24 protein-coding genes are annotated in these 26454 nt (G+C 63.3%); 13 read left to right on the top strand and 11 right to left on the bottom strand.

The genetic code is table 11. The features are described 5' to 3' along the window. Positions 1 to 34: 34 nt before the first annotated feature. Positions 35 to 232, bottom strand: coding sequence for a hypothetical protein (locus NKI64_RS11775; RefSeq protein ID WP_023668260.1), 198 nt, complete (start codon positions 230 to 232; stop codon positions 35 to 37). A 177-nt stretch (positions 233 to 409) separates the two neighbouring features. Here NKI64_RS11775 and NKI64_RS11780 point away from each other — a divergent pair, with 177 nt between their 5' ends. Genes NKI64_RS11780 through NKI64_RS11790 form a run of 3 tightly spaced genes read left to right on the top strand, consistent with a single transcriptional unit; the run spans position 410 to position 6460 of the window. After that, positions 410 to 4369: a hydantoinase B/oxoprolinase family protein gene (locus NKI64_RS11780; RefSeq protein WP_352668074.1), complete on the top strand. Its 3960-nt coding sequence runs from the start codon at positions 410 to 412 to the stop codon at positions 4367 to 4369. Positions 4370 to 4400: 31 nt separating this feature from the next. Next, on the top strand, positions 4401 to 5699 hold the full coding sequence (locus NKI64_RS11785; RefSeq protein ID WP_352668076.1) for a BtaA family protein: 1299 nt from the start codon (positions 4401 to 4403) through the stop codon (positions 5697 to 5699). After that, the gene (locus NKI64_RS11790; RefSeq protein WP_352668078.1) at positions 5696 to 6460 is read left to right on the top strand and encodes a class I SAM-dependent methyltransferase; all 765 of its coding nucleotides are present in this window, start codon (positions 5696 to 5698) and stop codon (positions 6458 to 6460) included. The genes NKI64_RS11785 and NKI64_RS11790 overlap by 4 nt, the downstream gene beginning before the upstream one ends. Positions 6461 to 6466: 6 nt before the next feature. Here NKI64_RS11790 and NKI64_RS11795 read toward each other — a convergent pair whose 3' ends face one another. Then, entirely contained in the window at positions 6467 to 7846 is a 1380-nt protein-coding gene (locus NKI64_RS11795; RefSeq protein ID WP_352668081.1) for a serine hydrolase domain-containing protein, read from the bottom strand. A gap of 284 nt (positions 7847 to 8130) precedes the next feature. On the opposite strand from NKI64_RS11795, the gene NKI64_RS11800 reads away from it, so the two are divergent. Together NKI64_RS11800 and NKI64_RS11805 are read left to right on the top strand one after the other, a co-directional pair. Then, positions 8131 to 8928: a glycoside hydrolase family 25 protein gene (locus NKI64_RS11800; protein ID WP_023682151.1), complete on the top strand. Its 798-nt coding sequence runs from the start codon at positions 8131 to 8133 to the stop codon at positions 8926 to 8928. 32 nt (positions 8929 to 8960) lie between these two features. Next, on the top strand, positions 8961 to 10190 hold the full coding sequence (locus tag NKI64_RS11805; RefSeq protein ID WP_023741706.1) for a lytic murein transglycosylase: 1230 nt from the start codon (positions 8961 to 8963) through the stop codon (positions 10188 to 10190). 25 nt (positions 10191 to 10215) lie between these two features. Here the strand turns inward: NKI64_RS11805 and NKI64_RS11810 are convergent, their stop codons facing one another. Next, a complete protein-coding gene (locus tag NKI64_RS11810; protein WP_023741707.1) occupies positions 10216 to 11115 on the bottom strand; it encodes a LysR family transcriptional regulator in 900 nt (299 codons plus the stop codon). Between the two features lie 131 nt (positions 11116 to 11246). Here NKI64_RS11810 and NKI64_RS11815 point away from each other — a divergent pair, with 131 nt between their 5' ends. Further along, positions 11247 to 11978: an SDR family oxidoreductase gene (locus NKI64_RS11815; protein WP_023690857.1), complete on the top strand. Its 732-nt coding sequence runs from the start codon at positions 11247 to 11249 to the stop codon at positions 11976 to 11978. Here the strand turns inward: NKI64_RS11815 and NKI64_RS11820 are convergent. Beyond that, positions 11975 to 13195 carry an alanine racemase gene (locus NKI64_RS11820; protein WP_352545504.1) on the bottom strand — a complete coding sequence of 407 codons (1221 nt, stop codon included), beginning with the start codon at positions 13193 to 13195 and terminating at the stop codon, positions 11975 to 11977. The two genes, NKI64_RS11815 and NKI64_RS11820, sit on opposite strands and share 4 nt — an antisense overlap. Before the next feature lie 211 nt (positions 13196 to 13406). Here NKI64_RS11820 and NKI64_RS11825 point away from each other — a divergent pair, with 211 nt between their 5' ends. Next, a complete protein-coding gene (locus NKI64_RS11825; RefSeq protein ID WP_352545505.1) occupies positions 13407 to 14324 on the top strand; it encodes a DMT family transporter in 918 nt (305 codons plus the stop codon). 449 nt (positions 14325 to 14773) lie between these two features. On the opposite strand, the gene metF is transcribed toward NKI64_RS11825, so the two are convergent. Both metF and NKI64_RS11835 read right to left on the bottom strand, forming a co-directional pair. Next, positions 14774 to 15691, bottom strand: a complete 918-nt coding sequence (metF, locus tag NKI64_RS11830) for a methylenetetrahydrofolate reductase [NAD(P)H] (protein WP_023688016.1) — start codon at positions 15689 to 15691, stop codon at positions 14774 to 14776. Further along, positions 15691 to 16713 (bottom strand): ArsR/SmtB family transcription factor, encoded by a 1023-nt coding sequence (locus NKI64_RS11835; protein ID WP_352668084.1) that lies wholly within the window; start codon positions 16711 to 16713, stop codon positions 15691 to 15693. Before NKI64_RS11835 ends, metF begins: the two co-directional genes overlap by 1 nt. A 166-nt stretch (positions 16714 to 16879) precedes the next feature. On the opposite strand from NKI64_RS11835, the gene tsaA reads away from it, so the two are divergent. Together tsaA and NKI64_RS11845 are read left to right on the top strand one after the other, a co-directional pair. Beyond that, positions 16880 to 17386: a tRNA (N6-threonylcarbamoyladenosine(37)-N6)-methyltransferase TrmO gene (tsaA, locus tag NKI64_RS11840; RefSeq protein WP_352668087.1), complete on the top strand. Its 507-nt coding sequence runs from the start codon at positions 16880 to 16882 to the stop codon at positions 17384 to 17386. After that, positions 17383 to 17697, top strand: coding sequence for a DUF2293 domain-containing protein (locus tag NKI64_RS11845; RefSeq protein WP_352668089.1), 315 nt, complete (start codon positions 17383 to 17385; stop codon positions 17695 to 17697). The genes tsaA and NKI64_RS11845 overlap by 4 nt, the downstream gene beginning before the upstream one ends. Positions 17698 to 17703: 6 nt before the next feature. Here NKI64_RS11845 and NKI64_RS11850 read toward each other — a convergent pair whose 3' ends face one another. Next, positions 17704 to 18210, bottom strand: a complete 507-nt coding sequence (locus NKI64_RS11850) for a hypothetical protein (RefSeq protein ID WP_023682159.1) — start codon at positions 18208 to 18210, stop codon at positions 17704 to 17706. A 152-nt stretch (positions 18211 to 18362) separates the two neighbouring features. Between NKI64_RS11850 and NKI64_RS11855 the strand changes: the two genes are divergently transcribed. Next, complete coding sequence (locus tag NKI64_RS11855) at positions 18363 to 19325, top strand: aminotransferase class IV (protein WP_352668091.1); 963 nt, start codon at positions 18363 to 18365, stop codon at positions 19323 to 19325. 145 nt (positions 19326 to 19470) lie between these two features. Further along, positions 19471 to 20313 (top strand): SDR family oxidoreductase, encoded by an 843-nt coding sequence (locus NKI64_RS11860; protein WP_023688012.1) that lies wholly within the window; start codon positions 19471 to 19473, stop codon positions 20311 to 20313. Positions 20314 to 20372: 59 nt separating this feature from the next. Here the strand turns inward: NKI64_RS11860 and NKI64_RS11865 are convergent, their stop codons facing one another. Further along, positions 20373 to 20990, bottom strand: coding sequence for an MOSC domain-containing protein (locus tag NKI64_RS11865; RefSeq protein ID WP_023725377.1), 618 nt, complete (start codon positions 20988 to 20990; stop codon positions 20373 to 20375). A 72-nt stretch (positions 20991 to 21062) separates the two neighbouring features. Here NKI64_RS11865 and NKI64_RS11870 point away from each other — a divergent pair, with 72 nt between their 5' ends. After that, the gene (locus NKI64_RS11870) at positions 21063 to 21209 is read left to right on the top strand and encodes a hypothetical protein (RefSeq protein ID WP_245262584.1); all 147 of its coding nucleotides are present in this window, start codon (positions 21063 to 21065) and stop codon (positions 21207 to 21209) included. Here the strand turns inward: NKI64_RS11870 and NKI64_RS11875 are convergent, their stop codons facing one another. The 3 genes from NKI64_RS11875 to ettA all read right to left on the bottom strand — a co-directional run bounded on the left by NKI64_RS11875 (position 21210) and on the right by ettA (position 24932). After that, positions 21210 to 22331 (bottom strand): beta-ketoacyl-ACP synthase III, encoded by a 1122-nt coding sequence (locus NKI64_RS11875; RefSeq protein WP_023714787.1) that lies wholly within the window; start codon positions 22329 to 22331, stop codon positions 21210 to 21212. It lies immediately after the preceding gene. A 131-nt stretch (positions 22332 to 22462) separates the two neighbouring features. Next, the gene (gene tam, locus NKI64_RS11880) at positions 22463 to 23233 is read right to left on the bottom strand and encodes a trans-aconitate 2-methyltransferase (protein WP_023725378.1); all 771 of its coding nucleotides are present in this window, start codon (positions 23231 to 23233) and stop codon (positions 22463 to 22465) included. A 49-nt stretch (positions 23234 to 23282) separates the two neighbouring features. Continuing rightward, a complete protein-coding gene (ettA, locus tag NKI64_RS11885; protein WP_023725379.1) occupies positions 23283 to 24932 on the bottom strand; it encodes an energy-dependent translational throttle protein EttA in 1650 nt (549 codons plus the stop codon). A 235-nt stretch (positions 24933 to 25167) separates the two neighbouring features. Between ettA and NKI64_RS11890 the strand changes: the two genes are divergently transcribed. After that, the gene (locus NKI64_RS11890) at positions 25168 to 26454 is read left to right on the top strand and encodes a GGDEF domain-containing protein (RefSeq protein ID WP_023725380.1); all 1287 of its coding nucleotides are present in this window, start codon (positions 25168 to 25170) and stop codon (positions 26452 to 26454) included.

A 26454-nucleotide genomic window follows, 5' to 3' on the forward strand; every position in this document is an offset into this window, starting at 1 on the left:
CTCTCTCGTCACGTCAAAGTGACCGAGACTGCTGCTACTGCGCGGGGGCAGGAGCAGGTGTTGCCGGAGCCGGTTCTGCAGGCTTCGGTGCATCCGGCGTCGCCGGCTTCATGGGCTCGGCGGCTGGCGGATTGGTGCTCTGGGTGGTGGTGTTATCCGTACCGCTGTCGCTGCAGGCGGCAACGCCGAACAGGGCCAGGGCGGAAACGGAAGCAAGAATGAGCTTTTTCATGACATCTCTCCTTCAACACACGCTCACGTTGCGGTGAACGGTCGAAGGCAAAATGCATCAAACGGCCATGAGTTTCGTAACGTTGCGTTTCCTGATGTAACATCCGCTCACTACCGATTGCGGGCCGGGCGATGCCGAACTAACAGTCTGGACCCAAATGCAATGCCGGAGTTCTGCGTGGACAAGAAATGGGATTTTTGGATCGACCGCGGCGGCACCTTCACCGACGTGATCGGACGTGATCCGCAAGGCGGTTTGCATCCCAGGAAATTCCTGTCGGAAAATCCCGAAGCCTATCCCGACGCGGCCATAGCCGGCATCCGCGAGCTTCTGGGGCTGAAATCCGGCACCGCTATTCCTCCGGGCCTGGTCGGTGACGTCAAGATGGGTACCACCGTTGCCACGAATGCGCTGCTGGAGCGCAAGGGCGACCGTGTGCTTTTGCTCATCACCAAGGGCTTTCGCGATGCGCTGAAGATCGCCTATCAGGCGCGGCCGGACATCTTCGCCAAGGAGATCATCCTTCCGGAACAGCTCTACGAGCGAGTCATCGAGATCGACGAGCGTGTGCGCGCCAATGGCGAGGTCGAGCGCTTGCTCGACATCGCCGCCTGCCGCCCCGCCATCGAACAGGCGAAGGCTGACGGCATCGATGCGGTGGCCATCGTCTTCATGCATGCCTGGAAATATCCCGACCACGAGAAGGCGGTGGCGAAAGTCTGCCGCAAGATCGGGTTCAGCCAAGTCTCGGTCAGCCATGAGGTCTCGCCGCTGATCAAGCTGGTCGGCCGCGGCGACACCACCGTGGTCGATGCCTATCTGTCGCCGATCCTGTCGCGCTATGTGCAAAGGGTGGCGGGAGAACTGGGGGCGACGCCAATCTCCCCACTTGTGGGGGGTGAGGAGCGGTCGGCCAAAGGCCGAGAAAAAGCCAATGATTTGGCTTTTTCAGCGACGAACGCCCGGAGCCATAGCGAAGGGCAGTCCGCAAAGCGGCCAGGGGGGGTCCTCTCGGAAGGCACCGCCAATGCGCTGAGCCCGGTCGATCCAACCCCACCCGGCGGCTCCGCCGCCACCCTCCCCTCGAGGGGGAGGGAAAACCCTCGCCTGATGTTCATGATGTCGTCGGGCGGGCTTACCGCCGCCGACATGTTTCAGGGCAAGGACGCGCTGCTGTCCGGCCCGGCCGGCGGTGTCGTCGGCATGGTCGAGACGGCGAAACTCGCCGGATTCGAGAAAGTCATCGGTTTCGACATGGGCGGCACCTCGACCGACGTCGCCCATTATGACGGCGATTATGAGCGCGCCTTCGACACCGAGGTCGCCGGGGTGCGCATCCGCGCGCCGATGATGCGCATCCATACCGTCGCTGCCGGCGGCGGCTCGATCCTGCACTACGAAGCCGGCCGTTTCCGCGCCGGCCCGGATTCCGCAGGCGCCAATCCTGGCCCCGCCGCCTACCGGCGCGGCGGCCCGCTTGCCGTCACCGACGCCAATGTCATGCTGGGCAAGCTGCAGCCCGATTTCTTTCCGGCGATTTTCGGACCCGGCCAGGACCAGCCGCTGGACGTCGCCGCCGTGCATAAAAAATTCGCTGCGCTCGCCGCCGAAATCGGCGATGGCCGCACGCCGGAAGCCGTCGCCGAAGGGTTCGTTACCATCGCGGTGGAAAACATGGCCAATGCTATCAAGAAGATCTCCGTGCAGCGCGGCTACGATGTCACCGAATATCTCTTGAACTGTTTTGGCGGCGCCGGCGGCCAGCATGCCTGCCTGGTTGCCGACGCGCTCGGCATGGAGGCGGTACTGATCCACCCCTTCTCCGGTCTGCTCTCAGCCTATGGTATCGGCCTGTCGTCGGTTTTCGCGTCGCGCCAGCAGGCGCTCCTGAAGCCGCTTGCCGAAGAATCCAGGACCCAGATGGGCAGCCTCATCGGCACGTTGAAAAAAGCCGTCATCGCTGAATTGGCAGCGCAAGGCATCGCCGAGGACAAGATTGCGGCAAAGCCGGTGCTGCACATCCGCTATGACGGCACCGACACCACGCTGCCGGTGAATTTCGAAGGCGACTCGATCTTCCAGGCCAGGCGCGATTTCGAAATCGCCCACAAGGCGCAGTTCGGGTTCGTCTATGATGACAAGCCGATGATCGTCGAGACCGTTGGCGTGGAAGGCGCCGAGATCGTCGAGACCACGGCCGAAGCCGTTGCGCCCGCCGGACCGGCAAGGGTTGAAGCGGGTGCGTCGGGAACGCGGCGCATCTACACCGAGGGCCGCTGGCATGAGGCCGGCATCCATCGCCGCGAAAACCTGCGCCCATCCAATCTGGTCCCAGGCCCCGCTTTGATCATCGAGCCGAACCAGACCATCGTCGTCGAGCCGGGCTGGCAGGCCGAAATCACCAACCTCAATCACGTCGTCATTCGCCGCACGGAACGGAAAGTTCGCACGGCTGCCCTCGGTACCGAAGCCGATCCGGTGATGCTGGAGGTCTTCAACAACCTCTTCATGTCGATCGCCGAGCAGATGGGCGTCACGCTGCAGAACACCGCCTATTCCGTCAACATCAAGGAAAGGCTGGACTTTTCCTGCGCCGTCTTCGACCGTCATGGAGCGCTGGTCGCCAACGCGCCGCACATGCCGGTGCATCTCGGCTCCATGGACCGCTCGGTCGAAACCATCATCCGGCTGAACTCCGGCGACATCCATCCCGGCGACGTCTTTGCGCTGAACGCCCCCTATAATGGCGGCACGCATTTGCCTGATATCACGGTGGTGACGCCGGTGTTTTCCCTCCCCCTTGAGGGGAGGGTGGCCGCGCAGCGGCCGGGTGGGGTCCTCTCAGAAGGCACCACAAGAGCGTCGAGCACTGCCGCAACGACCCCCTCCGGCGGCTCCGCCGCCACCTCCCCCTCAAGGGGGGAGGAAGTAATCTTCTACGTAGCCTCGCGCGGCCACCATGCCGACATTGGCGGCACGGCTCCCGGCTCGATGACGCCGCTTGCCACCACGGTCGACGAGGAAGGCGTGCTGTTCGACAATTTCCGGGTCGTCGATCGTGGAAAATTCCGCGAGGCGGAGTTGCAAACGCTGCTCACCGACCACGCCTACCCCGCCCGCAACCCGCACCAGAACATCGCCGACCTCAAGGCGCAGATCGCCGCGAACGAAAAGGGCGTGGCGGAATTGCGCAAGATGGTCGGCCATTTCGGCCTCGATGTCGTCGAAGCCTATATGGGCCATGTCCAGGACAACGCCGCCGAAAGCGTTCGCCGCGTGCTGGAGCGGCTGCCCGATAGTTCCGAGTACGAATACCCGACCGACACCGGCCAGGTGATCAAGGTGAAGATTACCGTCGATCGGCAAAAGCGCGAGGCGACCGTGGACTTCACCGGCACCTCGAAGGTCGAGAAGAACAATTTCAACGCGCCCGAGCCCGTCGCCCGCGCCGCCGTGCTCTATGCCTTCCGTGTCATGGTCGAGGACATGATCCCGATGAATGCCGGCTGCCTGCGGCCGATCAACATCATCATCCCCGAAGGCTCGATGCTGAAGCCCGCCTACCCCGCCGCCGTCGTCGCCGGCAATGTCGAGACCTCGCAGCACGTCACCAACGCGCTGTTCGGCGCCATGGGTGCCATGGCCAATGCGCAAGGCACGATGAACAACCTGACCTTCGGCAACAAGCAGTACCAGTATTACGAGACCATCTGCTCCGGTTCGCCGGCAGGCCGGATGAACTCCGGCCGCGGCTTTGCCGGCACATCCGGCGTCCACACCCACATGACCAATTCGCGCCTCACCGATCCGGAGGTGCTGGAACTGCGCTTTCCCGTCATGCTCGAGGATTTCCACATCCGCGAAGGTTCCGGCGGCAAGGGCAAATGGAGCGCCGGCGACGGCACCAGGCGCACCATCCGCTTCCTCGAAAAGATGGAATGCGCCATCCTGTCCTCGCACCGCAACCGCCCGCCGCAAGGCCTCGATGGCGGCAGTGACGGCGAGGTCGGCTCGACCAAGGTCCGCCGCCAGGACGGCAGCGTCGAGACGCTGAAGGCCTGCGACCAGACCGTGCTCGACGCCGGCGACGCCGTTATCCTGACGACGCCGACACCGGGGGGATTTGACAAGGCCTGAACTCGCGTCAACAGGCTGTCACCCGCCTGTCATGCCCCTGAGTTACCCGCTTGCGGCAAAGCAAATGGGGAATCACTTTGCCATGACGGACGTCTCCTCGGATCTCGTTTTTCGCCGCGGCAAGGAAGTTGGAAAGGCCGTCTACCAGAACCGCCCGCTTTCGCAGGCCGGCCTTTCCGAACGGCTGTTTGCGCTTCTGTTTTCCGGTCTCGTCTATCCGCAGATCTGGGAAGACCCTGAAGTCGACATGGAGGCCATGCAGCTTGGCCAGGGCCACCGCGTCGTCACCATAGCGTCGGGCGGCTGCAACATCCTCGCCTACCTCACCCGCTCGCCTGAACGCGTCGATGCGGTCGACCTCAACGCCGCCCACATCGCCTTGAACCGGATGAAGCTGGAGGCGGTGCGGCATCTGCCCTCGCAGGGCGATCTGTTCCGTTTCTTCGGCGCCGCCGACACCAACCACAATTCGCAAGCCTATGACCGCTTCATCGCGCCGCATCTCGACCCGGTCAGCCGCCACTATTGGGAGCGTCGCAGCTGGCGCGGCCGCCGGCGCATCACCGTCTTCGACCGCAATTTCTACCAGACCGGCCTGCTCGGCCTGTTCATCGCCATGGGCCACCGCATCGCCAAATTCTTCGGCGTCGATCCCGCCGGTATCATGGCGTCGAAGAGCCTCGCCGACCAGCGCCGCTTCTTCAACGAAGAGCTGGCGCCGGTCTTCGACAAGAAGCTGTTGCGCTGGGCTACCTCGCGCAAGGCTTCGCTGTTCGGCCTCGGCATTCCGCCGGCGCAGTACGATTCGCTGATCACCTCGGGCGATGGTTCGATGGCCAGCGTGCTGAAGGCCCGGCTGGAAAAGCTCGCTTGCGATTTTCCGCTGAAGAACAACTACTTCGCTTGGCAAGCCTTCGCCCGTCGCTATCCCAATCCGGGTGAGGCCGCCCTGCCCGCCTATCTAGAAGAGGCCAACTACAAGGCGATCCGCAACAATGTCGATCGCATCGGCATCCACCACGCCAATCTGATCGAATTTCTGGCCGGCAAGGACGCAGGCACCGTCGACCGTTTCGTCCTGCTCGACGCGCAGGACTGGATGACGAACGACCAGCTCAATGCCCTTTGGTCGGAGATCACCCGCACCGCCTCGGTCGGCGCCCGAGTCATCTTCCGTACCGCCGCCGAGCCCAGCCTGCTGCCGGGCCGCGTCTCGATCTCGCTGCTCGACCAGTGGACCTACGAGGACGAGGCCTCGCGCGACTGTTCGGCCCGCGACCGCTCGGCCATCTATGGCGGCTTCCACCTCTATGTGAAGCGCGCGGCATGAGCGCGAGCGAGCTGCCGGCCGACCATGCCGAACTGATGGACGGCGTCTATCGATGGCAACGCCAGATCTACGACCTGACCCGCAAATACTATCTGCTTGGCCGCGACCAGATGATAGTCGGGCTGGATGTGCCGGCGAATGGCAGAGTGCTCGAACTTGGCTGCGGCACCGGCCGCAACATCGCGCTTGCCGCCCGCCGCTATCCCGACGCCCGCCTCTACGGCCTCGACATCTCGGCCGAGATGCTGGAGACGGCGAGCAAGGCGATCGGCCGCGACGGCCTGTCCGGCCGCGCCGTGCTGGCGCGCGGCGACGCCACCGATTTCGACGCCAAGACGCTGTTCGGCGTCGAGCGCTTCGACCGCATCTTCGTGTCCTATTCGCTGTCGATGATCCCCGGTTGGGAAAAGACGGTTTCGGCAGCCCTTGCGGCACTCGCGCCCGGCGGCTCGCTGCATGTCGTCGATTTCGGCCAGCAGGAAGGCTTGCCCAACTGGTTCCGGACATTGCTGCGCGGCTGGCTCAAGAAATTCCATGTCACGCCACGTGAATCATTGCGCGAAGTCTTGGAATCGGAATCTCGGCGAACCGGCGCAAGCTTCTGTTTCCGCGCGCTTTATCGCGGCTATGCTTGGCTGGCGGTCGTCAAGATCGCGCACTCTTACCTCCCCCTCGATGGGGGAGGTCGCGCCGAAGGCGCGGGTGGCCAGGCACCCCGCCCCGGCGCTACGCGCCGACCCTCCCCATCAAGGGGAGGGTAAAGGGAGCTAGCGCAGTGCCTTCATCAGCGCGCTGACCATCACCTGCGGCCGGTAGCCGAGCTTGGCCGGCGTCAACCCCAGCCGCACCACCACCAGTTGCTCCGACGGGATGATGGCGACCGTCTGGCCGTCATGGCCCTCCATCCAGTAGGTATCGTTGGGCAGGCCGGCGGCGACGCCGGCGCCGGGATTTCCTTCGTCCCCCGGGGCTTCGATCCAAAGTTGCCCCTTGCCGTAGACTTTCGAGGCCGGTGCCGGTTCGCGCATCCAGTCGACGAAACCGGCCGGCAGGATCTGGTTGCCGTTCCAGACGCCGCCCTGCAGCAGGAATTGGCCGAACCGCGCCCAGTCATGCCCCGTGGCATAGAGGTAGGATGAGCCGACAAAGGTACCCTCCTCGTCGGTTTCGAGCACCGCGCTTTGCATGCCGAGCGGCCCGAACAGCGCTGCCCTTGGCCACATCAGCGCCTTGTCCTTGTCGCCGATAGCATCCTGCCACAGCCGCGACAGCATCACCGCCGTGCCGCTCGAATAGGAAAAGACCTTGCCGACGTCGCCGGTCAGCGGCTTGGCCTCGGCGAAGCCCGCCATATCCGGTTCGAGGTAGAGCATGCGCGTCACATCGGCAACGTCGCCATAATCCTCGTTGAACTCGAGTCCGCTCGACATCGCCATCATATCGGCAAGGCTGATGGCGGCGCGGCCGTCCGCCTTCCATGAGCCGAACAGGCCCTGATTGGTCACCGCCATCTTGCCGTCCTTGACCAGCGTGCCGACGAGCGCGGCGTTGACTGTCTTGGTCATCGACCAGCCCAGCAGCGGCGTTTTCGCCGAAAAGCCGTCGCCATAACGCTCCGCAACAATGTGGCCATTTTTGACCACCACCACGGCGCGCATGCCGATGCCGGTCATCGCCGCACCGTCGAGGATCTTGTTGATTTCGGGATTTTGCGAGGCATCGACTCGATCTCCCTCGGGCCACAGATCGCCCTTGGTGGCCGCCGACGCCTCGGCAGGGATTGACGTGCGCCGTGCCTTGCCGACGTCGCCATCGGGAACCGAGGCGCAACCCAGGCCGGCGCGCGCAACGGCAACGCTCTTGCCGAGGAAGCCAAGCAGCCCGGCCGAGACGGTCCCCCTGTTCTTGTCGACCGACACCTTCATCAGCCTGAGAAGCGGATGGCCGGGCGCCTGCACGTCGATGGCAAGCACCTCATTGGGATCACGGCCGGCGATAAAAACATTCGAGCAGACAATCTTGGCGGAATAGCCGGAACCGACGCGGATCAGTTCGGGCGGCGCGACGTAGAGCCAGGTAAACAGGGCGGCTATGGCCAACACGACCAGGCCGAGCAGCCATTTGATGATCTTCACGGCGATCCGCATCTTTCCGTCCCTGCTTTTCCGCTGCCCGTGGCTTGCGGCCCGATTTTATGTCATCGATTTGCCGCCATTGCTTCCGCAAAATCGGTGTTCTTGTCGAGCGCCGTCAACCTGTTATCAACCATGATCGGCGATCACTGGTGCATGTCGCCCAAAAGTGCGCAGCGGTTTTGGAACAACGACATGCACGAAAATAGCGTATCAGGCGATGCTGTGGGGCGATCGCCTGAGGGGCACCTGCAACGACAACCCAACAGCGACCGGCTGATTCCGGCTCGGGAAATGCGATGCGCCGTTTCGCGGCCCTCATCACGTTGACGCTGCTGGCCGCCTGCTCGACCGCCGGCGATCTCGTGCCCTCGATGTCGCCATCCAGCAGCCCGACGGTTGCCGTGCGCGCACCGCGTTTCGAAGACTCCAAGCCGCATGAATGGGATAGCGGCGCGCCTTGGAACTATGCCGTTCACGGCACCGACGTCTCCAAATACCAGACCTCGGTCGACTGGCCGACGGCCAAGGCCAGCGGCATCTCCTTCGCCTTCATCAAGGCGACCGAGGGCGGCGACCGTTTCGACGAGTATTTCAACGAGCATTGGTCGCGCACCAAGGCCAATGGCATTCCGCGCGCGGCCTACCATTTCTTCTATTTCTGCACGCCTGCCGCCACCCAGGCGCGCTGGTTCATCCAGAACGTGCCCGTCGACCGCTCGGCCATGCCGCCGGTGCTCGACATGGAGTGGAACCCGCAATCGCCGACCTGCCGGCTGCGCCCGGATTCGGCGACGGTGCGGGCCGAAATGACCACCTTTCTCGAGATGATCGAGCGGCACTATGGCAAGAAGCCGATCATCTACACCTCGGTCGACTTCTTCGACGATAACGACCTTGCGACCTTCCGCGGCTATCCCTACTGGCTGCGCTCGGTGGCCGGCCACCCCCGCCAGAAGTACGGCAGCCACCCTTTCACCTTCTGGCAATACACCGGAACCGGTATCGTGCCCGGCATGAACGGCAAGTCCGATATCAACGTCTTCAACGGCACTGAGGCAGCCTGGAAAAAGTGGCTGCGGCAGAACACCCGTTGACACCGGCTCTGCCGCCTGCTTTTCGACGTCCCATGCGCACCTACCTGCAACCACTGGGATATCCACGCCGGAAACAGTCGAAGAGCCGCCTGCGCTCCGGGCTGCTCGCGGCCCTGCTGCTCGGCGCTACGGCGATGCCGGCGGGGGCGCAGGAATGCGGCGGCGACTTCGAAACCTGGAAGCAAGGCGTGGCGGCGGAAGCCAAGGCGGCCGGTGTCGGCGCTGTCGGCCTTGACGCACTGGAAGCCGCCACCATCGACGACAAGGTGCTGGCGCGTGACCGCGCCCAGGGCGTCTTCGCACAGACCTTCATCCAGTTCTCCAACCGCATGATCTCGGCCTACCGGCTGAAGCAGGGCGCGGCCAATCTGAAGAAATACGCCGAAATCTTTGCGCGCGCCGACCAGCAGTTCGGTGTCCAGGCGCCGATCATCACCGCCTTCTGGGGGCTGGAGACCGATTTCGGCGCCGTGCAGGGCGATTTCCACACGCTGAGCGCCTTGGTGACGCTGTCGCATGACTGCCGCCGCCCGCAGCTGTTTCGGCCGCAACTGGTGCCGCTGTTGACGCTGATCGATCGCGGCGTCGTTCCGGCCGACGTCACCGGCGCCTGGGCCGGCGAGATCGGCCAGACGCAGATCCTGCCTTCCGACTATCTCGCGCGGGGCGTCGACGGCGATGGCGACGGCATCGTCGATCTCAGGCGCAGTGTGCCCGACGTGATCATGACCACGGCCAACAAGGTGCTGTCGCGCGGCTGGAAACGCGACCAGCCCTGGATCGAGGAAGTGCGCGTGCCCGAGGACATGCCTTGGGAGCAGACCGGCCGCACCAACAAGCTGCCGCTGTCGCAATGGGCCGCCTGGGGCGTCACCAATCCCGATGGCACGCCGCTGATCGACAATGGCCTGAAGGCCGGCCTGGCGCTGCCGATGGGCCGCAAAGGTCCGGCCTTCCTCGCCTACGACAATTTCGACGTCTATCTCGAATGGAACCAGTCCTTCACCTACGCGCTGACCGCCGCCAACTTCGCCAGCCGGCTGGCCGGGGCAAAGCAGTTCGACCCGCGCAATCCCGAAACCGGTCTCAATGGCGACCAGATGAAGGAATTGCAGACCAAGCTCGAAGCCAGGGGCTATGACGTCGGCACCGTCGACGGCATTCTGGGCACCAACACCCGCGAAGCCATCCGCAAGGAACAGATGCGGCTCGGCATGCCGGTAGACGGCTGGCCGACGCCGGAGCTTTTGGGGAAACTGTGAGTAGAATCTGCCCAAGCTGGGTTCCCTATTCCCTACTCCTTGCCCGGACGAAGTCGATAAATGCCCGCAAAGCCGGGGGGACGTGCCTCGAACTCGGGTGATACAGGAAGAAGCCTGGAAAGCTGGGCGACCAGGGCTCTAGAAATCTCATCAGCCTGCCCGCATCGATCCAGGACTGGACCTGATAGTCGATCATGTAAGCAACGCCTGCTCCACCCAGCGCCGCGTTCAGCATCAGCTCGGTGTCGTTGACAGTCAGGCTGCCCTCGACGGCGATTTCCAGAGACCGTTTGCCGCGCGCGAACTCCCATCGATAGAGGCTGCCGCCACCAGGCCACTGGAATTTTATGCATTGGTGCTGATGCAACTCCTGCGGATGGCGCGGTATGGCCCGATTTTCGAGATAGACGGGAGCGGCCACCGCCGCCATCTGCAAATCCCCGCTCAGTTTCACTGCCACCATGTCCTTCTCCAGCCGCTCGCCAAGCCTGATTCCGGCATCGAACCGTCCTCGAACAATGTCGGTCAGCGTATCGTCGACGATGACGGTCAGCGCGATATCAGGATAGGCGCGTTGGAAGTCGCCAAGGATCGGGCCGATGAACCGCACCGCGGCAACACGCGGCACGTTTATTCGTAGCGAACCCGCCGGTCGATCACGCGCGGCATGAATGTCCGCTACGGCGCCCTCTAGCTCTTCGAACGCAACGGCAAGGCGCGCAAACAGCGTCTCGCCGGCACCAGTGGGTGAAACACTACGCGTCGTGCGATTCAGCAACCTGACGCCGATGCGAGCCTCCAGTTGCCGGATCGACTGGCTGAGCGCCGGCGGGGAAACACGCAGCCGGGCGGCGGCGCGGACGAAACTACGCTCTTCCACGATTGCGGCGAATGCCTTGAACTCGGTGAATTCAGAACCGCGCATTGTGTATCCCTAGATTAACAAGCTAGTCAGATAATAGGCCATTATCTGATCAGTTGCATGGCCCTATTTCTCGACTAGCGGCCCCGTCAGATGAAACCGGCACGGGCCTGAATGATTGAAGGAAACGTATCATGCCCAAGTCCTTGCAAGGCAAAACCGCACTCGTCACCGGCAGTTCGCGCGGCATTGGGCGAGCCATCGCCGAAGGACTCGCCTCCAAGGGCGCTGCCGTCGTCGTCAACTATGTCGGCAACCACGAAGCCGCTGACGAGGTCGTGGCCGCCATCGCCGGCAAGGGAGGAAAGGCGATCGCCGTCCAGGCCGACATATCAAGCGTCTCGGATATTCATCGCCTGTTTGACGAGGCTGAGAGTGAGTTCGGCGCGATCGACATCGTGGTTGCCAATGTCGGCGTCGCCGTCATCAAGCCTCTGACCGAGGCAACCGAAGCCGATTTCGACCATGTCTTCGGCACCAATGCCAAGGGCACGTTCTTCGTGCTTCAGGAAGCAGCGCGCCGTGTGCGAAACGGCGGCCGCATCATCGCGGTCTCCACCGGCGGCACCAAGATGTTCTTCACGCAAACGGCGCTCTATCTCGGCAGCAAGGGCGCCGTCGAACAATTCGTCCGTGTGCTCTCGCGTGAACTCGGACCGCGCGGCATCACCGTGAATGCGCTGTCGCCTGGCTTCACCGACACGGACCTGCTTCCCGAGCGCGATCGCGCCGTGGCGGCCGGCATGTCTCCATTTGGCAGGATCGGCGCGCCCCGCGACGTTGCCGATGTCGCGGTCTTCCTGGCCAGCGACGAGGCCCGCTGGCTGACCGGCGAGAATATCCAGGCCGGTGGCGGGGTCGCTTAGTCCGCCATCGTCTCCAGGCTGGCGAATCCCTGCGGCGCATCGCCTTCGTCAAACGGCGTCGTCACCTCGACGAAGGTATCGGGATAAAAGCCGTTGAAGCGGGTTCTTAGCGACAGCGAATAGGCGCCGATATGGCCGATCTCGATCCAGTCGCCGGTGTCGACGGTTTCCGGCAGCCAGAACGGCCGCGACAGGATGTCGACGGAATCGCAGGTCGCGCCGCAGACCTTGAACGGCACGATGTTCTTCTCCTCGCCATTGCGCGAGCGGATCGCCGGATCGGGGATGAAGCGGGCCGGCAGTGTGATCTTGCCGGTCCAAGAATCCGACAGCGACGCCCAGATGCCGTCATTGATGTAGAGCCGCTTGCCCTTGCGCAGCAGCACCCGCACGATCAGCGACAGGCAGCGCGCCACGATCACCCGGCCGGGCTCGGCCACCAACGGGATCTGGTCGAACTGGTATTCCCTCAGGTCGCCCGACAGCCGCGACATGATCTGGCCGAGCGACGGCATCTCGATCTGCTTGCGATTGGGGTCATGGCCGTACTCGGCGGGAAAGCCGCCGCCGACATCGAGGCCCGCAATGTCGGAGGTCAGCCGGTTGCGCACCCAATCGGCGGAGGCCAGCGCCCGTTCATAGGTGTCGGGATCCTCGATCTGGCTGCCGACATGGAAGCACAGGCCGACCTTGTAGCCGGTGCGGTTGAGCCGCTCGGCGAGTTCCACCGCATAGGCCGGCCCGGCGCCGAATTTCTTCGACAGTTCATAGGCCGCCGAACCCTTGGTCTGGATGCGCACGAACACGCTGATGGAGCCCGGATCGATGTCAAGCGCCCGCACCACCCGCGTCAGCTTGGTGATCTCGTCCTCATGGTCGAGCGAAATGACCCGGATGGCGTATTTTTCCAGCGCAAGCTTGATGTCCGACTGCGCCTTGACCGGATGCATGTAGAGCATCTCGGCGTCGGGTGAGACGGCGCGCACTGCGGCGAACTCGCCGGGCGAGGCCACATCGAAGGCGGTGACGCCGGCTTCGACCAGCGCCTTCAGCACGATCTGCTCGCCATTGGTCTTGACTGCGTAGGCGGTCTTGCCGGGAAACATGCCCATGAACTGTTTGGCATCCGCCTTCAGCACCTGCGGGCGAAAGCAGTAGACCGGATCGTCCGGCCGAAGCGCCAGCGCCGCCTCGCGGGCATTCTCGAATCGCTGCATGGACGAATCCCCTGACTTCTCGGCTGCGCACAATTAATCCAAGCTAGCGGCCAAAGAAAACAATTCTGTGTCTGGCGGGCACTGACCCAGCGGCGCACCCTCCTGGCAGCACTGTTGCCAGCAATCAGGTTTCGGGTGGCTCTTGTCGCCGGACCCGATATGCCTTCTGCCTGAGTGGCTGGCATTGATGCCGCGGGGAAGGACGTTCACGATGGCAATAGCCACGACAGCCGTGCAGCGCGGACCGATGACGCTGAGGGACTGGGGACAGCTTCTGCTGCTCGGCGCCATCTGGGGCGGCTCGTTCTTCTTTGCCCGCATCGCCGTTGCCGAAATGCACCCGCTGGTGCTGGTGCTGTTTCGCGTTGCCATCGCGGCCATCGCACTTCAGCTCTATCTCGGCATTCGCGGTCCGTCCTTCCGCCTCGCCTTCCCGCATGCCGGCCCGTTTTTCCTTTTGGCGCTCGCCAACAATGTCGTCCCGTTCTCGCTGATCTTTGCCGGCCAGACCGCGCTTGGCGCCGGCGTCGCCTCGGTGCTCAACGCGACGACGCCGTTCTGGACGCTGATCCTCGCCAACGCGCTGACAGCGGACGAAAAGCTCTCCTGGAACAAGCTTGCCGGCATCGGGCTCGGCATCGCCGGCACCGCTGTCATGATCGGCCCCGGCCTGCTGGCCGGGCTCGGCGGCCCGGTCTGGGCGAAATTCGCGCTGATCGGCGCCTCGCTGTCGTACGCCGTCGCGCTGATGATTGCCCGCCGCTTCAAGGGCGTGCCCTCGCCGGTCATCGCCGCCGGACAATTGACGGCGTCGACCATCATCATGATCCCGGTGGTGCTGCTCACCTATGGCCCGGCCGGCCTGTTCTCGGCCTCGCCGCCGGTCTGGACGGCGGTGCTGGCGCTGGCGCTGCTCTCCACCGCCTTCGCCTACATCCTCTATTTCAACCTCGTCGCCTCGGCCGGCGCCACCAACGCCTCGCTGGTCACGCTCATCGTCCCGGCCAGCGCCATCCTGCTCGGCCTCCTGTTCCTCGGCGAGCGGCTCGCTCTGTTCGAGTTCTGCGGCATGGCACTGATCGCGCTTGGCCTGGTGACGATCGACGGGCGGTTGTTTGGTCGGCGCTAATGCCTGTCGACCAAAAGTGCGCAGCGGTTTTGGGACAACGACGCGCTTTAGGTCTGGTAGCGCTGCCATGCCTCGCTTTTGCCACGGCCGCGTCACAATTTATTCACAGGCTGCCAGCGGCTTTTGCCGAAGAGTTTCAACGCTTAACGACAGGTGGCAGGTCGCAAATTCCACAATCGCGTCGCATTGCAGCATATTTTCCGCTTGCCTGTGGCACAAATGCCCCTAGACTCCACCCATAGCTCTTGAAGAGGAGACTATGACATGGGACTTACGAGGCCAATCAACGCATTGATGATCTGTGCTGCATTTGCCTTCATTGGCGCCCTTATCATAGGTGTTCTTCCGTAACCGCCGGAGCGGAAGAACAGCAGCAATAGCCCACAAATTCGAAAGGCCGGGCGAAACACCCGGCCTTTTGCATTTCAGATTTCATACCACGATGAAGCTCAGGCGGCGGCGGATCCAGCTGCCTCTGTTTCGTGGGAGCGGATGCCGATCATATGGCAGATGGCAAACACCAGGTCGGCCCGGTTCATGGTGTAGAAATGGAAGTCGCTGACGCCGCGCTCGACGAGATCGAGCACCTGCTCGGCCGCCACGGCAGACGCCACGAGCGCATGCGTCTGCGGATCGTTGTGCAGCCCTTCGAAACGCTCGGCCAGCCATGCCGGCACCAGCGCGCCGCAGCGTGCCGAGAAATTGGCGACCTGGGTGAAATTGTGCACCGGCAGGATGCCGGGCACGATCGGGATGTAGATGCCGGCGCGGCGCGCCTTCTCGACGTAACGCTCGTAGAGATCGTTGTCGAAGAAGAACTGGGTGATCGCCCGCGTCGCGCCATTGTCGGCCTTGCGCTTCAGCATGTCGAAGTCGGTGGCAAAGTCCGGGCTTTCCGGATGCTTTTCCGGGTAGGCCGAGACCGAGATGTCGAAATCGCCGGCGTCTTTCAATGCCCCAACCAGTTCGGCGCCATTGGCATAGCCATCGGGGTGGGGCCGGTAGGCGGTGCCGACACCGGCCGCCGGATCGCCACGCAAGGCGACGAAGCGCTTCACGCCCATGTCGGCGAATTCGCGGACGACGGCGTCGACCTCATGGCGGGCGGCGTCGACGCAGGTCATGTGCGCCGCCGGCGTCAGCGTCGTCTCGTTCAGGATGCGCTTGACCGTGCGCGCCGTGCGCTCCCGCGTCGAGCCGCCGGCGCCATAGGTCACCGAGACGAATCTCGGCTTCAGCGGCTCCAACCTGGTGACGGTGTCCCAGAGCCTGGCTTCCATCTCGTCGGTCTTCGGCGGGAAGAACTCGAAGGAGACGCGGACCTTGTCGCCAATGTCGGGACGGCGGGAAAAGCGGAACTGGTTCATCAGGCGATTTCCCCCATAGGGTACGCTTTGGTGGGTTGGGTGTCATTTGAAGGCTCGGCCATCAGCATGCGGCGGTCGCGGCCGAGCCACAGTTTGACGGTGAGCCTGGCTTCGTTGCCGCCGCGCGGCTCGAATTCCTGGGCATCCTCGAGATCGAGCCCGGCCTCGGCAAACCATTCGGAGATCTGCCGGTCGGAAAAGCCCAGCCTGACATGCGCGTGCTGGTCGCGCAGGAACTCCAGCGCATGCGGCGCGAAGTCGACGATCACCAGCCGGCCCGCCGGACGCAGCAGCCGCGCCGCCTCGCGAATGGCGCGTGCCGGATCATCGAGATAGTGCAGCACCTGATGGATGGTGACGAGGTCGAAGGCGTCGCGCTCGACCGGCGGCGCGAAAATGTCGCCTTGGCGGACCTGCGCATTGGCGATGCCTGCCTTGTCGAGATTGGCCCGCGCCACCGTCAGCATTTCGCGCGACATGTCGATGCCGACGCCGCGCCGGTAGAGCGGTGAGAATATCTCCAGCAGCCGCCCGGTGCCGGTGCCGAGGTCTAGCATCGACCGGAATGGCCGCTTGCCGACCAGCTTGAGGAGTGCGGCTTCCACCGCGCGGTCCGGCACATGCAGCGAGCGGATGTGATCCCAGCTGGCGGCGTTCTCGGAGAAATACTCGGCGGCACGGTCCTGGCGCTTGCGCTTGACCGATGCCAACCGCTCGAGATCGCGCTCGACCTGTGGATCGGCGCCGCGAATGCCAGAGACGAGCCCCATGACGAAGTCGCGCGCGGAATCCGTATCCGACAGCCGGAAGAAGGCCCACGAGCCCTCCTGGTAGCGGCCGATCAACCCGGCCTCCAGCAGCAGCTTCAAATGCCGCGACACCCGCGGTTGCGACTGGCTGAGGATCTCGGTGAGGTCGGACACGGTGAGATCGCCGCGCGACAGCAGCGCCAGGATGCGGAGCCGGCTCGATTCGGCCGCAGCCTTCAACGTATCAACCATCGTATCGAGCGAAACATGCATTGGCGTATTCTCGTTGAAAAGATATAAACATATGTTTATGTCAGCTTTGGCGGCATAGCAAGGCCTATGTCGCTTCCTGACAAGAAAATGCCGCACACATGGTCCCCGCCCGAGAGAACCGCTTTTCCCTGACGATCGGCTGCAAACTTGTGCTAGGGCGAAAGCCATGTTCGAGACGCGCGACGGCGAAAAGCTCCTGCAGACTGACCCGGCTGACATGCCGGCGGATGGCCATATCGTGTTCATCGGCCGCATCGCCTCGCCATGGACATCCAGGCAAACCTGCCCAAAGAACATGCGCGCGGCGCACGAGGCCGGACAGGCGGCCACGGTTCTCATCGACCCTGCCTATCGCGACGGCCTGCTTGCGCTGGAGCGGGCCAGCCACATCGTCATCCTGTCCTGGCTGCATCACGCGCCGCGGGCACTGATTGTCCAGAGACCCCGCCATGCGGCTGAGCCGAAAGGCGTTTTCTCGCTGCGCTCCCCTGCCCGGCCGAACCCAGTCGGGCTGCATATCGCCGGCCTGATCGCCGTCGACATCGACCACGGCCGCATCGCCATCGACGCCATCGATGTGCTCGACGCCACCCCGGTGATCGACATCAAGCCCTATTTCGCCTCGACCGACGCCTTTCCCGAGGCGACCATTGCCGGGCGTGACGAAAAATGAGCGCGCCCACCGGCCGCCGCCGCGCCATCGCCAAGGCGCTGACCGCACTGCTGCCCCTGGCGCCCTATGCCGATATGGAGAAAATCCGCACCGAGGCCGGCGCCGTGCACATGAAGACGCTGCCGCCGGGCATCGCGGTCTGGCTGGCGACGATCGCCCATATCAGGCACGGCCATACCGACTATGAAAAGCTGCTGGCCGAGGGCTATGACCGCGACTCGGCGCGGTTCTTCGTCATCGAGCAAACAAACACGGTGCTGACCCGTTGGCGCGCCACGCGCCTGCTCGATGCAGAGGACGAAGAGGAATAACTTCAGCTACCGTCGCTTCAATACGGCAACCGCATTGTAGGGCTGGCCGTCGGCCTGGCCAACCCAGGTCCAGGACAGGTTCCCTTTGAAAAATCGGACGGTGATGCCGCCACCGTCGATGCACTTGTCCTGGCCGTAGCTGATGTTTTCCCGGTATTCCGCCGAACTGTCGTCGCGAGAAATCTGGGTCAACGATCCGCCGCAGCCGAGCGACGGATAGTCGATCGACGCGGCGCCATCGCCGATTGTCATTGCGATCGCCCAATCGGCGCCGGCAGCACCGGCCGGACTTTGATGACCGCTGCCGGTCCAGACGCCGTTGAGCCCCGCCGCGTTGACCACGCAAGGCACGTTCTGAAAGATCGGCGTCAGCTCGCTGCCCGTCTTCTCGCAACGATAGGTCTGGCCGTTCTGGCACAGCGCCTCGCCCTCGCGAGCGCATTGCGCGAAGGCATGGCCAGTGACGAAGACGAGGAAAATTGCAAAGCTGATGGTCCGAAAAGATCTGCCCATTTTGCCCCTCCCGGCCGGATATTTTCAAGCCGGACCATAGGGCATATCGAATGTGCTACCTAGGACAAACAGCGATGGTTGGGTGGCCCTATGCCGCCTGCAGGGGACCACTAGCTTGACTCTGCCGCATCAAGCCGAAGGGACCAATCGCCATGAACCGAAGCGCAGCAGCCGGTAGCATTGTGCCATTGCCGGCTTTGTCGGATCGCCATATCGATCCGCATTCCTATCCCGACGGCATCGCCTTTCTCGATGGTCAGTATCTGCCGATGTCGCAAGCCAAGATCTCGGTGCTGGATTGGGGCTTTCTGCATTCCGACGCCACCTACGACACCGTGCATGTCTGGGACGGGAGCTTCTTCCGACTCGACCTGCATCTCGACCGCTTCTTCGCCGGCTTGCAAAAACTGCGCATGACGATCCCGTCCGACCGCGATGGTGTGGCCGAGATTCTGCACAATTGCGTGGCGCTGTCGGGCCATCGCGCCGCCTATGTCGAAATGCTGTGCACACGCGGCGCCTCGCCGACCTTCAGCCGCGATCCGCGCCAGGCGGTCAACCGCTTCATGGCCTTCGCAGTTCCCTTCGGCTCGGTCGCCAATGCCGAGCAGTTGCGGCGCGGCCTGCATGTCGCCATTAGCGACAGGGTGCGCATTCCGCCGGTCTCGATCGATCCGGCGATCAAGAACTACCACTGGCTCGACCTCGTGCGCGGCCTCTACGACGCTTATGACCGTGGGGCCGAAACCGCATTGATTCTCGACTTCAATGGCAATGTCGCCGAAGGCCCCGGCTTCAACGTGTTCTGCGTCAAGGACGGCAGGCTGTCGACGCCAGCCGCCGGCGTGCTGCCCGGCATCACCAGGCGCACCGTCTTCGACCTTTGCGCCGAGGCAGGCCTTGTCGCCGCTCCAGTCGATGTCAGCGTCACCGCACTGAAGGGAGCCGACGAAGTCTTCATCACCTCCACGGCCGGCGGCATCATGCCGGTGACAGTGATCGACGGCGCTGCTGTCGCCGACGGCAAGATAGGCGGGATCACAAAGCGCTTGATGGCGCTCTACTGGCAAAAGCATGACGACCCGGCCTGGTCGAGCCCGGTGCGCTATCCCTGACCGGCGAAGGTCCTGCTCCACACGATGTCGTGACCAAAAAGATTCCCCCTCGCCTCTGGAAAATCGCTCGACGCACCGTATATCGCGGAAGCGGAGAAGCCTCCGCTTCCCAGTTCACGGCCCGCATGGGCAAGGATTCCACGTCATGACAAGCAAGGTTTGGTTCATCACCGGATCGTCGAAAGGCTTTGGCCGAGTCTGGGCCGAGGCCGCACTCGCCCGCGGCGACCGTGTCGCCGCAACCGCGCGCGATGCCGGCACGCTCGCCGATCTCGTCGCGAAATACGGCGATAATGTCGCCGCGATCAAGCTCGACGTCACCGACAAGAAGGCTGTCGATGCGGCCATCGCCGAGGCGCACAAGCGCTTTGGCCGGCTCGACGTCGCCATCAACAATGCCGGCTATGGCCATTTCGGCGCCATCGAGGAAGTCAGCGAACAGGAAGCCCGCGACCAGATCGAAACCAATGTGTTCGGCGCGCTCTGGGTCACCCAGGCGGCTTTGCCGATCATGCGGGCGCAGGGCTCCGGCCATATCATCCAGATCTCGTCGATCGGCGGCGTCAACGCCTTTGCGTCGCTCGGCCTTTACCATGCCTCGAAATGGGCGCTCGAAGCCTTCAGCCAGTCGCTCAGCATCGAGGTCGCCGAATTCGGCATCCATGTGACGCTTGTCGAACCGGGAGGCTTCTCCACCGATTGGTCCGGCGCCTCGGCCAAGGTCTCCAAAGCGATCGAGGCTTACGCGCCGGCCCGCGCCAAGATGGCGGAACGCCGCGCCAACTCGGTCGCCGGCGACCCCGAGGCCACCGGACCGGCGATGCTTGAAATCGTCGACGCGGCCGAGCCGCCGCTGCGCGTCTTCTTCGGCGATGGTGGCCTGCCGATGATCAAGCAGGAATACGCCAACCGCATCGCGCTTTGGGAAAAGTGGGACCACCTTTCCGTCGAGGCGCAGGGCGCCAAGAAGAACCGCAAGGCGGCCTGAGCGCGTCTTGAAATTCGGCTGCGTCGCCCCGGCGGCGCAGCCCGTGCCCTAGCCCGGTACTAGGATCGATAAATCCACTGCTCGGGCACGCGCACCGAGATCTCTTCCCCTGTTGTCATACGACCCGGTTTCTCGACCCAGGCAACGAGGCCGCGCAGCCGTTTCGCCGCCTTCGGGAAGGCCAGCGCGCCGGCCTCCCGATCGGCCATCCCGGCGTTTTCGGCGATCGAACGTCCAGCAAGCCGGCAAGGCCCGTTCTGCGCATCAACCTTGATCGTCACGCCACCTCTAAAGAACAGCAGCGTGCCTGACGGCAGCATCGAGAGATGCGGCACGCCTTCGATCAGCAGATTGGCGCCGATCCATTCCGGCTTGATCTCGGCCAGCCCCATCCGCTCGGCAACGACGCCGAGTTCATTCGCTGCTACGATTGATATCTGCCGCTCGTTGCGGATTTCGGTGCCGCGCGGATACCAGGGTTCGCGACCGCCGGAACGACGGGTGGCGCCGGCGTGGAAGTCGCCGTCGATGCCTTCGAAACCGAGCTGCAATGCTTCCACCGGGCGCGTCTGGAAGTGATTCGACGGTGCGACGTACAAAGCGGCCACTTTGGCGGACAGCTTCCTGGCGGGGATGATGTCGACCGGCTTCTCAGACTCCGGGAAGAGGTCCAGCATGGCTTCGTTCCTTCTGCAGGATGACGTCGCAAATAGCCGTAGCCGTGGGCTCGGGTCCAGTCGAAAGCGATGATGATTCGATCAAACCGGCTGATAGCGTCCATCGGCATCGTCATGAAGGCAAGGCTGGAGGAACGCTTTCTGCGCGGAGAACTCGGCAACGCCTATGACGATTATGCCCGCAGCGTACCGATGCTGGTGCCGTTCATGCCGGCCTGATTACAGCATCCGCAAAAGCGCGCCGCCGATCGAATAGCCGGCGCCGAAGGCGCACAGCACGCCGAAATCGCCGGGCTTCATGTCGGCGTGGTTTTCCGACAGCGCGATGATGGCGCCAGCGCCGGCGGTGTTGCCGAGCCGCTCCAGCACCATCGGCGCGCGGTCATGGTCGACCTCGTGGCCGAAGGCTAGTTTCAGGATCATGGCGTTCATTCGCGCATTGGCCTGATGCAGCCAGAATCGCCTGATGGCTTGCGGCGTCAGCCCGTGCTCGGCGAGGAATTCGACAATGAATTTGTGGCCGGCGACGGTGACTTCCTTGAACACCTTGTTGCCGACCTGTTTGATCAGATTGCCTTCGAGGTTGATCATGTAAGGATCGTCCTGGGCGGTGCGGGTGTGATAGCCCAGATTGGTGCGGATATTGTTCGACATCTGCGTCCAGGTGCGCGTGTCCAGCACCTCGAAACGCCCCGGCCGCCTCTCGCCCTCGCCCAGCCCCTCGACCACCATCGCCACCGATGCATCGCCGAAGATGAAATGCGTCTGCCGGTCGCGGAAATTGAGATGGCCGGTGATGATCTCCGGCGTGACCACCAGCACGCGCTTGTGCGCGCCCGCCCGGACCAGATTGGCCGCAATGTGCAAGGCGGCCGCGGCCGATGAACAACCAAGCCCCATGTCGAAGCCGGCGCCCTTGGTGCCCAGCGCCTCCTGCATTTCGATGGCGATCGCCGGATAGGGCCGTTGCTGGTGCGAGGCCGAGCAGATCACCAGGTCGATGTCGGACGGCTTCAGGCCGGCATGGTCGAGCGCCTTCCGGGCCGCGGCCACTCCAAACTCGGCCTGCAGCGACAGCGCATCATCGGGCCGCGCCGGAATGCGCGGCGCCATGCGGGTCGGATCGAGAATGCCTTCGCGCTCGATGACATGCCGGGTCTGGACGCCTGAGGCATGGACGATGAAGGCGCTGTCGGATTTCTGCAGCAGCGTCTCATCCGGGCCTTGCCGGCGCGCATTCTCCGTGTCGACCCAAGCGTTGAAACTGGCGACCAGTTCTTCATTGGTGATCTTGGCTTCAGGGATTTCAACGCCGATGCCGCTGATGATGACGCGATGCATATCCAGTCCGTCCATGCGCAGGCGTTGTCGTTCTCATGTGAACGACCAGGGGGCGCGACACAACACTTTTCTCACCCCACCGGTTTACGCCGGCTTAAACCATAGGCTGTGGCCGGATGTCATCGGGAGTGCTAGCCGGCCCGCTTGGCGACGATGAAAATGCGCGGGAAGCGCAGCAGCACCTTGCCGTTTGCGGTCTTCGGATAGGCCTTGGCAATTTTGGCCGTGTAGCTGTCGAGGAAGATCTTGCGCTCGTCGGCGTCCAGCGGATCGAGGAAAGGCTTCAGCCCCGTCGACTTCACCCATTCGACGATCGCCTCGGCGTCGGTCAGCGGATGATTGTAGGCCGTATGCCAGATATCCACCCGGTCGGAGAGCGGCGACAAGAGATCATAATAGAACGACACCGCCGGCAGCGGTCCGCGCGCAGCACCTGCCATCTTGGCGGCGAACGGCATTTCGGCGGCCGTCTCGCGCATCACCTGATGCGACGGCTCAAGCAGATTGTCGGGCATCTGGACGGCGAGCGCGCCACCGGGGGCGAGAAAGCCCATCAGCCGCTGAAACACTACCGGGTGGGTGGGCAGCCACTGGAATACCGCGTTGGCGAAGATGACGTTGACCGGCTCGGCCGGTCGCCATGTCGAGGCATCGGCGAGGTCGAAATTGACGCTGGGCAGGCGCGCCTTCGCCTTCTCGATCATGTCGGGAGAGGTGTCGAAGCCGCTGATATCAGCATCCGGCCAGCGCTCGACCAGCAGCTCGGTCGAATTACCCGGGCCGCAGCCGATGTCGACCACCCGGCGCGGGAAATCCACCGGCACCTGCGCAACAAGATCGCGCGCCGGCCGTGTGCGCTCATCCTCGAATTTCAGATATTGGGCGGCTGACCAGTCGGTCATTCAAGCTTTCCTCGTATCAGTTGAGAAATTCGCCGCCCCGGTTGCTCCCTTACCGCGTCAGCCTCTTGTAGGTCATCCTGTGCGGGTTGACGGCTTCGGGGCCGAGACGACGGATCTTGTCCTGCTCGTAGTCCTCGAAATTGCCCTCGAACCATTCGACATGACTGTCACCTTCAAAGGCCAGGATGTGGGTGGCCAGCCGGTCGAGGAACATACGATCGTGCGAGATGATGACGGCGCAGCCGCCAAAGTTTTCCAGCGCGTCTTCGAGCGCCGCCAGCGTTTCGGTGTCGAGATCGTTGGTCGGTTCGTCGAGCAGCAGCACATTGCCGCCGGTCTTCAGCATTTTTGCCAGATGCACGCGGTTGCGCTGGCCGCCGGAGAGGTTGCCGACCTTCTGCTGCTGGTCGCCGCCACGGAAGTTGAACGATGCGCAATAGGCGCGGGTGTTGGCTTCGAACTTGCCGAGCTTGACCACTTCGGCGCCGCCCGAGATTTCTTCCCAGACGGTCTTTGACGGATCGAGCGCATCGCGGCTCTGATCGACATAGCCGAGCTTCACCGTTTCGCCGATGCGGACAGAGCCGGCATCCGGCGTTTCCTGGCCGGTGATCATGCGGAACAGCGTCGTCTTGCCGGCGCCGTTCGGGCCGATGACGCCGACGATGCCGCCTGGCGGCAGCTTGAATTCCAGGCCTTCGATCAACAGCGTGTCGCCAAAGCCCTTCGACAAGCCTTCCGCCTCGATCACCACATTGCCGAGCCGCTCGCCATGCGGAATGACGATCTGCGTATCGCTCGGACGCCGCTTGTCGGCTGCATCCAGCAGCTCCTGGAACGCCTGGATACGCGCCTTGGACTTGGTCTGGCGGGCTTTCGGGCTGGACTGGATCCACTCGCGCTCGCGGCCGATGGCGCGCTGGCGGGCGTCGTCCTCGCGACCTTCCTGCTTGAGGCGCTTGGCCTTGGCTTCGAGGTATTTGGTGTAGTTGCCCTCATAGGGAATGCCGCGGCCGCGATCGAGCTCGAGGATCCATCCCGTGACATTGTCGAGGAAGTAGCGATCGTGGGTGATGATCATCACGGCGCCCGGATAGGCGCGCAGATGCTTTTCGAGCCACGCCGTGGTTTCGGCGTCGAGATGGTTGGTCGGTTCGTCGAGCAGCAAGAGGTCGGGCTGACGCAGCAGCAGCTGGCAGAGCGCGACGCGGCGGCGCTCACCGCCCGAAAGCTTGGTGACCTCGGAATCCTTGGGCGGGCAGCCCAGCGCTTCCATCGCCATCTCGACCTGCTGTTCGAGATCCCACAAATTGAGCCGGTCCATCTCGTCCTGGAGCTTGGCCGACTCGTCAGCCGTCTCGTCGGAGTAGTTCATCATCAATTCGTTGTAGCGCTCGATGATGGCGGTCTTGGCGGCGACGCCTTCCATGATGTTCTCGAACACCGTCTTGTTGGCATCGAGCGCCGGCTCCTGCGCGAGATAGCCGACGGTGGCGCCTTCGGCGAGCCACGCTTCGCCGTTCCACTCCTTGTCGAGCCCGGCCATGATCTTGAGGATCGTCGACTTGCCCGAGCCGTTGGGGCCGAGGATGCCGATCTTGGCGTCGGGATAGAAGGAGAGATGGACATTCTCAAGCACCTTCTTGGTGCCATAGGCCTTGTTGAGGCCGGCCATGTGATAGATGAACTGGCGTGCCACGCGCGCTTTCCTTGATGATTGACCGAAAATGTCGGATTGAATGGAGGTTGGCCGCTATGTAGGCGATGCCGGGCCGAACGGCAATCGCTTTTGCCATTTCAAGCCGGGTGTACACCGCACGTTAAGTTTTCCGCCGGTTGTAGGGAGCGTTGAAATCCCCGGTTAACCCTTCAGCGTCAAAACAGGATCGATCGCTGGCCTGTCGCGATCGAAAGTAGAGATCGGACCGAAGGTAGTGCTGAACAGTTTCCTGCTCCTTGCCGAAGCGGTCGTCTACTTCAGCGTCATGGTCACGCTGTTCCGCTTCAGGGATCGCATCGGCCTCGGCGTCTTCGTCTGCGCGCTGGGCGCCATGCATTTCCTCGAAACCTATCTCGCCAGCGTCTTCTATGTCGCCCTGCCCTTCGGCATGGTCTCGCCAGGCTCGGCGGTGCTGTTTTCCGGCAAGCTGGTGATGCTGCTTCTGCTCTACATGAAGGAAGATGCGGCCACGGTGCGCCAGCCGATCTATGGCCTTTTGCTCGGCAACGCCTTGATGATCGGGCTGGTCCTGATCCTGCGCCTGCACGATATTTCAGCCCTTTCCGACGGCAAGCTTCCCGATATCGGTTTCATCGACCAGTTGGGCTGGCTGATGGTGTGGGGCACGACGCTGCTCTTCATCGACGCCATCCTGATCATCCTGCTTTACGAAAAGCTCGGGCGTTATCTGCGCAAGGCGCCGTTCTCCCGCATCCTGATTTGCGTCGCCTGCGTGCTCACCTTCGACCAGGCCGGATTTTTCACCGCCCTGCATTTCGTCGCAGGCGCACCGATTGCGGTCTTCTTCGGCGGCTGGTTGGCCAAGATGGGTGCCGCTTTTGCCTACAGCGCCATGCTTGTCGCCTACCTCAGATGGTTCGAAACGCGTCAGGTCGTGGCACCCCGCGGGCTGTCCGACGTCTTCGACACGTTGACCTATCGCGAGCGCTACGAAGCCCTGGTCGAACATGTCGGCCGCGACGGCCTCACCGGCCTCTTGCACAGGGGACGCTTTGACAGCGACGGCGAACGTCTGGTTGCTGTCAGCCTGCGCACGGCCCAGCCGCTCAGCCTGCTGATCGTCGACGTCGACCATTTCAAGTCGATCAACGATCGCTTCGGCCATGCCGAGGGCGACAGGGTGCTGAGATCCATCGCCCAGGTACTGACCCAGGCGGCCGGCGCGCACGATCAGGTTTTCAGGATCGGCGGCGAGGAGTTCGCCATCCTTTGCTCGCAGCCGCATGCGGTCGCCAGGTTGCTCGGAGAAAACCTCCGCCAGGCCGTCAAGGCGTGCGTAAACCGGTTCGACATCAGCGTCAGCGCCGGCATCGCCACTGTCGACGAGACCGTAGCCTCGCTTGCCGATCTCTTCGCCCTTGCCGACGAGCGTCTCTACAGGGCCAAATCCACCGGGCGTGACCGCGTCGTCGGCGAAGCGCATGACGATGCCGAAGACCTCAGTGCCTGGACATTGTCCACACGTGGCGTCAGCGGATAA

The organism is Mesorhizobium sp. M0478 (assembly GCF_040321305.1).
Classification (GTDB): Bacteria; Pseudomonadota; Alphaproteobacteria; order Rhizobiales; family Rhizobiaceae; genus Mesorhizobium.